The organism is Shewanella sp. CG12_big_fil_rev_8_21_14_0_65_47_15 (assembly GCF_002783505.1).
GTDB lineage: Bacteria > Pseudomonadota > Gammaproteobacteria > Enterobacterales > Shewanellaceae > Shewanella.
Genome location: NZ_PFGL01000053.1, coordinates 57,523 through 69,170, shown reverse-complemented (window position 1 = coordinate 69,170; position 11,648 = coordinate 57,523). Strand labels below are relative to the sequence as shown.

Annotated in this window: 10 protein-coding genes; all 10 read left to right on the top strand. The window is 47.0% G+C overall.

Annotated features, from left to right (window positions below; genetic code table 11):
- Position 1: 1 nt before the first annotated feature.
- Positions 2 to 1,222, top strand: a complete 1,221-nt coding sequence (locus COW15_RS14950; protein WP_293633300.1) for a type II secretion system F family protein — start codon at positions 2 to 4, stop codon at positions 1,220 to 1,222.
- A 41-nt stretch (positions 1,223 to 1,263) separates the two neighbouring features.
- Positions 1,264 to 1,758 carry an MSHA biogenesis protein MshF gene (locus COW15_RS14945; protein WP_293633299.1) on the top strand — a complete coding sequence of 165 codons (495 nt, stop codon included), beginning with the start codon at positions 1,264 to 1,266 and terminating at the stop codon, positions 1,756 to 1,758.
- A 76-nt stretch (positions 1,759 to 1,834) separates the two neighbouring features.
- A complete protein-coding gene (locus tag COW15_RS14940) occupies positions 1,835 to 2,452 on the top strand; it encodes a prepilin-type N-terminal cleavage/methylation domain-containing protein (RefSeq protein WP_293633298.1) in 618 nt (205 codons plus the stop codon).
- 111 nt (positions 2,453 to 2,563) lie between these two features.
- Entirely contained in the window at positions 2,564 to 3,079 is a 516-nt protein-coding gene (locus COW15_RS14935; RefSeq protein ID WP_293633297.1) for a type II secretion system protein, read from the top strand.
- A gap of 235 nt (positions 3,080 to 3,314) precedes the next feature.
- Positions 3,315 to 3,803, top strand: coding sequence for a prepilin-type N-terminal cleavage/methylation domain-containing protein (locus tag COW15_RS14930; protein ID WP_293633296.1), 489 nt, complete (start codon positions 3,315 to 3,317; stop codon positions 3,801 to 3,803).
- Entirely contained in the window at positions 3,793 to 4,347 is a 555-nt protein-coding gene (locus COW15_RS14925) for a type II secretion system protein (RefSeq protein ID WP_293633295.1), read from the top strand. Before COW15_RS14930 ends, COW15_RS14925 begins: the two co-directional genes overlap by 11 nt.
- Entirely contained in the window at positions 4,347 to 5,210 is an 864-nt protein-coding gene (locus COW15_RS14920; RefSeq protein ID WP_293633294.1) for a type II secretion system protein, read from the top strand. The genes COW15_RS14925 and COW15_RS14920 overlap by 1 nt, the downstream gene beginning before the upstream one ends.
- Positions 5,200 to 5,646: an MSHA biogenesis protein MshP gene (locus tag COW15_RS14915; RefSeq protein ID WP_293633293.1), complete on the top strand. Its 447-nt coding sequence runs from the start codon at positions 5,200 to 5,202 to the stop codon at positions 5,644 to 5,646. The genes COW15_RS14920 and COW15_RS14915 overlap by 11 nt, the downstream gene beginning before the upstream one ends.
- A gap of 40 nt (positions 5,647 to 5,686) precedes the next feature.
- Positions 5,687 to 10,252, top strand: coding sequence for a DUF6701 domain-containing protein (locus tag COW15_RS14910; protein ID WP_293633337.1), 4,566 nt, complete (start codon positions 5,687 to 5,689; stop codon positions 10,250 to 10,252).
- Positions 10,253 to 10,594: 342 nt separating this feature from the next.
- Positions 10,595 to 11,644 (top strand): rod shape-determining protein, encoded by a 1,050-nt coding sequence (locus COW15_RS14905; RefSeq protein WP_007651015.1) that lies wholly within the window; start codon positions 10,595 to 10,597, stop codon positions 11,642 to 11,644.
- The last annotated feature ends 4 nt before the right edge of the window (positions 11,645 to 11,648 follow it).

Here is an 11,648-nt window from a genome sequence, read left to right as displayed (position 1 = left end):
TATGCCTATATATCAATACCGTGGACGCAGTGGGCAGGGCCAGCCAGTGACCGGGCAGTTGGATGCGACCTCGGAAAGCGCCGCCGCAGATATGCTCTTGGCCCGAGGCATTATCCCCCTCGAGGTGAAAGTTGCTAAGGTCGTGCGATCATTTTCATTGGCTCAGCTGGTTGGCAGCAAAGTCGGTTTAGATGAACTACAAATTTTTACCCGGCAAATGTACTCCCTGACCCGTTCCGGCATTCCTATTCTACGGGCCATTGCGGGATTATCTGAAACCGCCCATTCACAGCGGATGAAAGATGCCCTCAATGATATTTCCGAGCAGCTTACCGCGGGGCGCCCCCTCTCATCGGCGATGAATCAACATCCCGATGTATTTGATTCTCTGTTCGTTTCTATGGTGCATGTGGGGGAAAATACCGGTAAGTTAGAGGATGCCTTTATCCAGCTATCTGGTTATATTGAGCGTGAACAGGAAACCCGCCGCCGCATTAAGGCGGCTATGCGTTATCCGATATTTGTGCTGATCGCCATCACTATCGCCATGGTGATCTTAAATATTATGGTGATCCCTAAGTTTGCCGAAATGTTTGCCCGTTTCGGTGCCGATTTACCTTGGGCAACTAAGATACTGATTGGAACATCAAATCTTTTTGTCCATTATTGGCCCTTGATGCTAGTGGCATTGGTGGGAACCATAGTCGGCATCCGTTATTGGCACCATACGGAAAAAGGCGAAAAACAGTGGGATAAGTGGAAGCTCCATATCCCAGCGGTAGGTTCAATTATTGAGCGTTCGACGCTGTCGCGTTATTGCCGCAGTTTTTCCATGATGCTCAGTGCTGGTGTCCCTATGACGCAGGCGCTGAGCTTAGTGGCAGATGCCGTGGATAATGCCTATATGCATGACAAAATCGTCGGCATGCGCCACGGAATTGAGTCTGGCGATTCCATGCTAAGGGTATCAAACCAGAGTAAATTATTTACCCCTTTAGTATTGCAAATGGTTGCCGTAGGTGAAGAAACTGGGCAAATAGATCAACTGTTAAATGATGCCGCCGACTTCTATGAGGGTGAGGTGGACTATGATCTTAAAAACCTCACCGCCAAATTAGAACCTATTCTTATTGGGATTGTTGCCGCGATAGTATTGGTCCTAGCCTTAGGGATCTATCTACCGATGTGGGATATGCTCAATGTGGTTAAAGGTGGCAGATGATAGTGATAACCCCACATTTGCCATTAGAAGGGGATAAATAGATGCAGAGCCAGCAGAAGGCCGAAGGCGATCTATTGCGGGTCTACGGACGTATGATCACTATTATTTTAGTGTTAGTGATGATGGCAGTCATCGGCATTAGGTATTTCTCCACTATGCCGCAGGTTGCAGCTCGGAGCGTGGAATTGGAGCATACGCGTTTTTTGAACGTCCTCGCTATGGTGCGCTCCCAGTGGTTATCCCTTGGCAAACCTGCACAGTTACAGTTAGATTGGGAGGTGTTTACCGATCAAAGCCAAACTGTAGGGCAAAGCGTTGTTAAGATGAGTGCCTTAGGTTGGCCACAGCCTAAGCAGTTAGATCATCTAGGCTGTCAGGAGTTATGGCTGCAGTTAATGGGAAGTGAACTGCAGGAAGACACCTTAGTAGGAGAGTTTCTTTCCAAGGACACTAGCTGTCGTTATCGCTCGCAAAATGGCGATAGTATCGGCTATCAACTTAACTCTGGCAGGGTCATTTTTTTGACGCAAAAATAAAATATTGTTAAGTAACAGGCTTTTTTAAACTGATTTAGCTGTTAGAATGGATATCGTTAAAAATAGGGAGAAGCTGATGAAAACTAAGCAAAATGGTTTTTCATTAATCGAATTGGTCATAGTAATAGTGATTTTAGGTCTGTTGGCCGCAACGGCAATTCCGCGTTTTTTAAATGTGACTGATGATGCCCAAGATGCGAGCGTTGATGGTGTCGCGGGTGGGTTATCGACGGCGGTGAGCTTTGTGCGCTCGCAGTGGGAAGTCGATGGACGCCAAAATAACAGCGTCATCCTGGATGGTACGTCAGTTTCTCTCGATCCACGTTTTGGTTATCCAACGGGTACCTCTGTGACTGATGTGACTACTATGACGGATGCCAGTTGCCAAGAAGTGTTTAATACTGTGTTGCAGAGCGCTCCGCGTAATGTGCTTTACACTCAGGATGCCCGCAATCAACGTTATACGGTACGGGTTATCGATGGCGCGGGTGGCAGTGCCAATGCCATTACCGGTGCGGTTGTCACAGGTTTAGATTTATGTGTTTACCATCAAGTGGCCTCACTAGTGCTAAATCAAACGACGGGTGTGCCAACACCTGCACCGGATTTATCCACAGCGGGTGCTAAAGGTGTGGTATATAACCCTGGTACAGGCACAGTATTAAGCTTTACCCAAACCCCATTCTCACCTTGATAGTAATTTAAGGTATTAATTTATTTTGTATTTTTAGTTGCTTGGTTTATAAGTAGTTTAGTTTATAAGTTGCGTAATTTTAATCGTCCTCAAGGAAAAAGGTAGTTTTATATGAAAAGACAACAAGGTTTTACCTTAATTGAATTAGTCGTTGTAATCATTATCTTAGGTATTCTTGCTGTCACAGCGGCCCCTAAGTTTATTAACCTGCAAAAAGATGCAAGAGCTTCCGCATTACAGGGTGTAAAAGGTGCAATCCAAGGTGCTAATAGCCTAGTTTATTCAAAAGCTGCATTAGCTGGTAAAGAAAAGGGATCACAGCCGAGCGTTTCGTTGGGAGACACTGGAACAATCGCAATTCTTGATGGTTATATGCTAGCAACAAAAGCGTCATTAGAAGCTGGTATGGATATTACTTTCGACGTTAAAGCTGATCCTCAGCTTAGTACTGCAGATTGGATTATAGATCCAACTGCAGGAACACCCGGGACTGCTAAAATTTATGCTCATGGTGCTCCTGATAATTGCTTTTTAACTTATACAGAAGCAAAAGCTGCTAATACATCAGCAACGCCAGTAACCCCTGCTGAACTGCCTAAATATGTTATTACAGATAGTGGTTGTTAATGTGAACTACGGAAAAAGGCCTGCCTAGCAGGCCTTTTTTTTAGGTAAAACAGGTGTGTTATATCGGTTGCAACAAAATGAATTTACTTAGAATTTGCATCCAAATTTATAGCAATTTATTTGCCTTAATCAAACGGTTGGCAGAAACTGAACCTAGAACCTAGAACCTAGAACCTAGAACCTAGAACCTAGAACCTAGAACCTAGAACCTAGAACCTAGAACCTAATATGGACAATGGTTAATTTTCCCATGGCGAAACAGACTGGATTTACCTTAGTTGAGTTAGTGACGACCATTATCTTGATTTCGATTTTGGCTGTGACTGTCTTGCCGCGTCTGTTTACTCAATCATCCTATAGCGCCTATAGCCTGCGTAATGAATTTATCGCCGAACTGCGTCAAGTGCAGCAAAAGGCCCTCAATAATACCGATAGATGTTATCGCCTCGCCGTATCGAGTTCAGGTTATCAGACGAGTCAATTTGCGGGCCGTGATAGTACTGGTTGCACGGGTGCTGTGCTCTCACCCAATCCACTCTATGCCCAAGCATTCCAAGGTGGAGCGAGCCTTGCGTTAGTGAGTAACGATGCCAGTGGCTTTAATATTGATTTTGATACCCATGGCCGGCCTTCGTTGGGCTGTAATGGCAACTGTATTAAAGTCACCGCCAATGAGACTGTGATCATCAATATCTCTAGCGAGGGTTACATCTATGCCAATTAGCGCTAGAGGTATTCGATTAAGCCCGGTTCACCCTCGGGGATTTACTCTGATTGAGTTAGTGGTCGGCATGTTAGTGATCGCCATTGCCATAGTGATGCTCAGCAGTATGTTATTTCCCCAGGCGGATCGCGCGGCGAAGACCTTACATAGGGTGCAAAGCGCCGAACTGGCCCATTCGGTGATGAATGAAATCTGGGGTAAGCGCTACGATGAAAATACCAATGCCAATGGGGGCGTACCCGCCTGTGGGAGTCCGCTAGGGCTGCCTTGCTCAAGTGTGACCAATTTAGGGCCATCACAGTGGAAATGGGCAGATGAGGGAGAAAGTCGCAACGATTATGATGATGTTGACGATTACCACGGCTTAACTGAAACCGCGACTATGCTCAACTCAAGCCAAACCTATGCGCAGGCTTACCCTAACTATCGTTTAAATGTCGCAGTCGCCTATGGGCCTGCGCCCAATACTAAGTTAGTGACCATTAATGTGACTACGCCAGATGGTGAAGTGATTACTTACAATATGGTGAGGAGTAATTACTAATGGGCTCTTTATCAGCAAAGCGTATGCAAACATCCACACGAGGTTTTACCTTAGTCGAGATGGTCACTGTGATCCTTATCTTAGGCATTCTGGTGGTGGGGGTGAGCAGTTTTATTATTTTTGGCACGCGAATTTTTGTCGAATCGAGTTCGGTCGATCAAGTGTTAAGCCAGAGCCGTTTTGCCGTCGAGCGTATGACCCGTGAGCTACGCAGCGCCCTGCCTAACAGTGTGCGTGTTAATAGTGATTCGTTAACCTATCAATGTGTTGAATTTGTGCCTACCGAAGCCAGCACCACTTATTTATCTATGCCGATAGCACCGAATGCGACTGCCTTAACGGGAACTGTGATTCTCAATGCGACCGATAAGATTAAGGAAAACCAATATATTTGGATTTATCCTTTGATCGATAGCGATGTCTATAACAGCGCCAGACAAAAGCGGGCACAGATTAAAACTTTTACCCCCCCAGGTGAGCCGCCTAATCTGGCTAATCAAGTCACTCTTACCTTTATGGCGTCAACTCGCTTTGCCGAGGCGTCACCGCGACAACGGATTTATTTTGCTTCTGCACCTGTCAGTTATTGCTTTGAAAAAGTGCCATCTAGTAATGAGTTAATATTGCAGCGCTATACTGGGTATCAGTTTAATAACAGCCAGCCTCGCCCTATTGATATGGGGGCAGGGGTGTTGATGGCGCAAAATATGATTAATAGTTTCACCGATAGCAGTGATTTGCCGATGACACTAACGCCATCCACCTTAGTGAATAATGCCATGGTGCATTTGCAACCTAGATTTACGGTTAATGGTGAAACCTTCCAATATCGACATCAAGTGCAGGTGATCAATGTCCCCTAACTTTTTTAGCCCAGAGCGTCCAAGACCATATAGGGTGACATTGCGCTCCCACCAAGGTGGAAGTGCACTCATTATTGGCATTTTTGTGATTACTGTGATGTTTCTATTGGCCGCAGCTTTAATCAACATAGTTGAAGATGCGGATACGGGATTGACTCAGGAAGTGTGGGGAACGCGGGCATTAGCCGCGGCCAATAGCGGCGCCGATGCGGCGTTAGCACTGTTATTTCCACTTAATGGTGCCGTGGGCGTTTGTTCGGCAAATAGTACTTGGACGCCACCCGCTGTGGTCGGTTTTCATGCCTGTAACGTGACTTTAAGTTGCACTGCGTATTCGGTGGGATCTGTCACCCAGTACCGTATTACCAGCCAAGCGGTTTGTGAGAGTGGTGATACCCGTGTTAGCCGCCAAGTCGAGGTAGAAGCCCGTGATTAGTTTTCGTTTTTGTGTGTATCTTGGTTTAAGCCTAGTTGCCATGCTGTTGGCCGTGCCTACGTTCGCCTATGGCCCGATTGATGACAATATTTATTTCCCTGCTGTTGCTCAGGGCCAGCACGGTAATAACAACAACGTGTGTCATCAAATCAACAGTGAACAGTTTAAGCAGTACACCAACGCCAAAATCAATGGCACAGCTGGATTAGCGTTAAATTTTTGTTCTGTCGGCAGTGGCTTAGCGGAAAATGGTTGCGATACGGCATTAGGTGGCTCAAGACAGTGCAGCATAACAGGAAGCGATTTAAGAGGGCTAAAACTCAATAGCTCAGATTTTCCTAGCAATTCACAAAGTGGCGGTGGGATCTCTTATTGCACCGCAGGCCAATCGATTAATGTCGGCAATAGCGGTACCAATCAATATGGTGCTATTGCTTTATATAATACTTGTACGTTGACTACTTCTTCCACGTTTTCTGAATATGTGTTTCGCTCAATTGAGCTCGGTGGTGACGCGAAATTGGTGCTGTCAGCCGGTGATTACTGGGTAGATACTTTACAAATTAATGGTAGTGCGCAAATCGAATTGCTTGGTGATGTCAGAATATTTGTGCGCAATAGTGTCGGGCTCACTAATGGTTCAGTGAATCAAGTGGGCAATAATAATTTGACCTTAATAGGCTATAGCGACATTAACTTGAATGACACTACTAGTATTAATGGCTTTGTCTATAGCGACGCGAGATTGCAGATGAATACTTCATCAATCATTAATGGCCGAGTTACCGCCCGTTATCTCGAGATGAACACAGATGCAACAATCAATGCCCGTAGCAGGACTAACCCGCAACTCGATTTGCAATTTGGTAAAGCAACTTCAACCTCCGTTACCTTCGAGCATGCGTTTCCGGCTGGTGTCACGCCGCTAGTGTTTTTAATGCCGACAATTTCGTCGTCAAATCCAAGTGGCGATGGTCCCTCGTCGGCGTTTATCAGTAGCGTATCAGCGACTGGTTTTAGTTGGACTCAGCGGCAACCGCCAAGTAGCACTGCGGCGGTCACTATGCCAGAAGTGCATTGGATCGCTGTAACTCCTGGCAACTATATATTATCGAATGGTAAACGCTTAACGGCGGGGACAGTAGTGACAAATAGTGCCTTGAATATGTCTTCGTCATCCTGGGTCAATCAGCCTTTGGATTCAGGCTTGACCGTCAGGTTAAATCAGTTGCAAACCCGCAATAATGACTGTTGGTTAACCAGTGTGTCCCAGTCCTATAGTGGCGGCATCCAATTAAATTTAGATACTTCCGAAGTTTATAGTGGAAATAGCAATAATCGACGTTGCGAACCCGGACATAAAAAGTCGCTCGACGATGAAACCATTGCTTATCTTGCCCTTGAGCCTAGTGTCGGAACAATAGTTCTTAGTGGTGAAGATGTTCGTTATCAGTTTGCCAATGCAATAACTCATCAATCAGGAAGTTCGTTAACCCAACAATGTGCTTACACAACAACGCTTACTGGGTTTGAAAATGAACCCACCTTGGTGGCGGGTAAGTCATCTCACAATGGAAGTGATGGTGGTTGGCTAAGACGTTGTACCCTTACCCCATCGCACGTCAGTATGGTTAATGATGAGGATACCTATAAAGACGCTGACCGTAGTCATGTGTCTGAAGACTATGGTTTTGTGGCGTTAGAGAAAATCGCACCTGTTGTGCTGCAGTGCTTTAACGATAATTTCTCCTTGAGTACATTAAGCAACGATTGGATCGTTTCCAGAAGTAGCGGAACCTTTACTCCTTCGATTCAAGGTGGTCGTTTACGTTTAACCGAGGCCCAATCGAACCAATCTACGGCATCGACCTATCAAAGGCTCTTTCCAGCCGCAGATAACCTTGTGGAGATCCAGTTTGACCATTATGCCTACGGTGGCAATGGTGCCGACGGTATTGCCTTAGTGTTGTCGGATGCGTCTATCACTCCGCAGCCCGGTGCCTTTGGCGGCCCCCTAGGTTATGGCTATAAACCCGGTATTAGCGGTTTTGCCGGTGGTTGGCTTGGGGTTGGGGTCGATGAGTACGGTAATTTCTCCGGTGAGGGCGGCAGTTATAATATTGGCCAGCGGCGCCAGTCGGTCGCGGTTCGCGGTTCGGGTGTGGGGACCAGTGGCTATCGCTATTTACATGGGGCTTGTAATGACGGTACGACCAATACCAGTGGTAGCTGCCTATCACCAGTGGTAGATAACAATAATGTGTCGCCCGCCCATAGGTATAAAATCACGATCGACTCCCAATCTGCTGGTCGGTCTATGGTTAAAATTGAGCGCAATACTGGGTCGGGATTTGTGACCTTAGTGCCCATGTTTGATGCGGCTGCGGAAGCTGGGCAGGCCGCAATCCCCAATGATTTTCTGCTGTCGCTAACAGGTTCTACTGGTGGCTCGAATAATAATCATGAGATTGATAATGTGCAGATTTGTGCACTTAAATCGAATCCTATTGGTGCTCAAATCGATCACTTCGAATTTGATCATACGGGCCAGGGATTAACCTGTAATCCTGAGACTGTGACCATCAGAGCCTGTGCGAATGCGAGTTGTAGCCAGCTTTTCACCGATCCCCTTACGGCGACTTTATTGCCCGATTCTGCGGCCGATGGGGTGTGGATTGGGGGGAATCAAGTCAGTTTCACCAATGGTACGACGCAATTGCAACTGAGGCGTAATACGCCTGGGGTTGTGACTCTGGGGGTCAAGGGCTCAAATCCTACGACTAAACCTTTAAGTAAAACCCTGTGCCGGATTGGCGCGGGCGCGTTAAGTGAAAATAATTGCTCACTCACCTTTGCCGATAGCGGTTTTATTTTCGATGTTCCCGATAAACTGGCCAATAAATCTGTCGATGTGTTAGTCAAAGCGGTGAAAAAATCCGATGCAAGCCAGCAATGTGTGCCGAGTTTTCAGGGGCAAACGAAGAGTGTAAATTTTTGGAGCGGGTATCAAACACCAAGTGTCCCTATTTCGCCCCAAGCCGTCACTATTAATAGCTCGGCGATTAGCACTTCGAGCGCTACGCCCACGGCATTAAACCTAGTGTTTGATGCCGCAGGGCAGTCAAGCATCTCGGTCAATTACCCAGATGCGGGCAAGCTAGCATTATCTGCCCAATACCTCGGCAGTGGTGATGAGCAAGATTTAGTGATGACGGGCGCAGATCAATTTGTGAGCGTGCCAGCGGGATTATGCGTCAAACCCGTCGATACCAGCGCCCTTTGTCCAAGTGCCAATATGAGCTGTAATGTCTATCGCAAGGCGGGGCAAGATTTTGGGATAACAGTGCAAGCTGTGGCTTGGGAGTCCGATAATGATGCCGATTTTTGCAGTGGCAACCTGCCAACCGCTAACTTTAGCGACGCGCAGATGAAACTTACAACTAGAGTCATAGCGCCAAGCATTGCCAGTGGTGGCCACGATGGGGTATTAGGCGTGGCATCCTACAGTCACTCGGCGCAGGCCAATAATCTCAATACCCTCAATAATCAGAGCATTAGTGAAGTCGGCGTATTCCAAATCACAGCGCAGGCGACGCCGAACTATCTGGGGGCTGCAGGCAGTTTAAATATCCCCATTGCCTACTCAGCTAATTTAGGTCGTTTTGTGCCCGACAGATTTTTAGTGGCTGATGTTTCGGTTATTGCTGCCTGTGGCAGCTTTAGCTATATGGATCAGCCATTTCCTATGTCAATGACCTTAAGTGCGCTCAACATTGGTGGGGATGTGACGCAAAACTATTTCCCGCCATTCTCCCTCGCGACCGCAAGATTGGTGGGTGAAGACAATAATAATGGTATCGATCTCCAGAGCCGTTTGAGTGCCTTACCTATCAATGCCGCGAGTTGGAGCCAAGGTGTGGCGACTGTCGATGCCACTTATCGCGCTAACGTTAGCCGAGTAACTCCTAATGTATTGAGTAATCTGTATCAGGGCGGCCCCTTCGAGTCACTCGATATTGGGGTGCAAGCACTGGATAACGATCCCCGTCCTAATGGTATTTTCAGCTATGTAGCCTCACCCGATATGGATGCGGCATCAACAGGCCTATGCACTCACTGTAATGCTAAGAAAATCAGCACTCAAACCCTGCGCCATGGCCGAGTGATAATGGATAATACCTACGGCCCAGAAACAGAAACCCTGAAGATGCCGACCAGGGCCGAATACTGGAGTGGGACGAGTTGGATATTAAATACCGATGATAGCTGCACAACGGCTGTGTATGGTCTGGGTTCGCAAATTGATGATACTGGCCTTGGCTATCACTTTGACCCAGATTTGACCACAGGACAGAGCATTAATCGTTCCGGCGCAGCATCGGCATTTCAAATGGGCCAATTTGATTTACTCTGGCGAGCGATCACAACCAGTGGTGAGTTATATCGCGGACAAGTGACGGCGCCCTTAGATGTACCCGCTTGGCTCGAATGGTATTGGAACTGGAATGACATAACGCCAACGACCTTATCCGATCCCCGCGCGAGTGCCTTTTTTGGCCGTTACCGAGGCAACGACAGAATCATCTACTGGCGGGAGGTCAATTAATTAGTTTTAGTAATCTATCCCACTAAATTTTGACCTCGCTTTAGTGGGAAATCATAGGTTGAATATTTTTTAAACACCCGAGTGCAACTGAGTGGCCACTGAAAATGCAAAATGGATGCTTTGTTTATGTTGCAAGCTTGTATGTCTTTCGGTTTTTGGTTGTTGGTAATTTAGTCAATAAAGCGTGTTTTCCGCTTAAATACTGTTTTTGAGGAGCGCATTTGAAAAAAAATCACTCCATTAGCGATTGTTAACCTCAACGGTCTTGTGGAATCAGGGTGGCATTGATAAAGTTAGCTGATTTTTCTTTTCTTCTGACTCCACAGAATACAGGCTAGTTACATGTTCAAGAAGCTGCGTGGCATTTTTTCTAATGATCTATCGATCGATTTGGGTACAGCTAACACATTAATTTATGTTCGTGACGAAGGCATAGTCCTCAATGAGCCTTCTGTTGTTGCTATACGTGGTGAGCGTAATAGCTCTGGTCAGAAATCTGTTGCCGCAGTCGGCACAGAAGCCAAACAAATGCTAGGGCGAACACCCGGCAATATTCAAGCTATCCGCCCAATGAAAGACGGTGTGATCGCTGACTTTTATGTGACTGAAAAAATGCTGCAGCACTTTATCAAACAAGTGCACAACAATAGCTTTTTTCGCCCAAGCCCACGGGTTTTAGTCTGTGTTCCTGTTGGTGCGACACAGGTTGAACGCCGTGCGATTCGTGAGTCAGCCATGGGCGCGGGGGCCCGTGAGGTTTATTTAATTGAAGAGCCAATGGCCGCGGCGATTGGTGCGGGTTTACCTGTCTCTGAAGCGACGGGTTCTATGGTCGTCGATATCGGTGGTGGTACCACTGAAGTCGCGATTATCTCCTTGAACGGTGTGGTGTATTCATCTTCCGTGCGTATCGGTGGTGATAAGTTTGATGATGCCATTATCAACTATGTCCGCCGTAACTATGGCAGCTTAATTGGTGAAGCTACGGCTGAGCGCATCAAGCACACAATCGGCACCGCATACCCAGGTGATGAAGTATTAGAAATCGAAGTCCGCGGCCGTAACTTAGCTGAAGGCGTACCCCGTAGCTTTACCTTGAACAGCAACGAGATTTTAGAAGCGCTGCAAGAGCCGTTATCGGGCATCGTGAGTGCGGTCATGGTGGCATTAGAGCAATCACCACCAGAATTGGCCTCTGATATTTCTGAGCGCGGCATGGTGTTAACCGGCGGCGGCGCCTTACTGCGCGATCTAGACCGTTTATTAATGCAAGAAACCGGTATTCCGGTCATGGTGGCGGACGATCCTCTGACCTGCGTAGCCCGCGGCGGCGGTAAAGCCCTCGAAATGATTGATATGCACGGCGGCGATCTGTTCTCCGAAGAAACCTAATCTA

Bases quoted from the DNA above. Each gene is read 5' to 3' on its own strand.
- COW15_RS14950 (WP_293633300.1), top strand. From the start codon at position 2: ATGCCTATATATCAATACCGTGGACGCAGTGGGCAGGGCCAGCCAGTG.
- COW15_RS14945 (WP_293633299.1), top strand. From the start codon at position 1,264: ATGCAGAGCCAGCAGAAGGCCGAAGGCGATCTATTGCGGGTCTACGGA.
- COW15_RS14940 (WP_293633298.1), top strand. From the start codon at position 1,835: ATGAAAACTAAGCAAAATGGTTTTTCATTAATCGAATTGGTCATAGTA.
- COW15_RS14935 (WP_293633297.1), top strand. From the start codon at position 2,564: ATGAAAAGACAACAAGGTTTTACCTTAATTGAATTAGTCGTTGTAATC.
- COW15_RS14930 (WP_293633296.1), top strand. From the start codon at position 3,315: ATGGTTAATTTTCCCATGGCGAAACAGACTGGATTTACCTTAGTTGAG.
- COW15_RS14925 (WP_293633295.1), top strand. From the start codon at position 3,793: ATGCCAATTAGCGCTAGAGGTATTCGATTAAGCCCGGTTCACCCTCGG.
- COW15_RS14920 (WP_293633294.1), top strand. From the start codon at position 4,347: ATGGGCTCTTTATCAGCAAAGCGTATGCAAACATCCACACGAGGTTTT.
- COW15_RS14915 (WP_293633293.1), top strand. From the start codon at position 5,200: ATGTCCCCTAACTTTTTTAGCCCAGAGCGTCCAAGACCATATAGGGTG.
- COW15_RS14910 (WP_293633337.1), top strand. From the start codon at position 5,687: ATGCTGTTGGCCGTGCCTACGTTCGCCTATGGCCCGATTGATGACAAT.
- COW15_RS14905 (WP_007651015.1), top strand. From the start codon at position 10,595: ATGTTCAAGAAGCTGCGTGGCATTTTTTCTAATGATCTATCGATCGAT.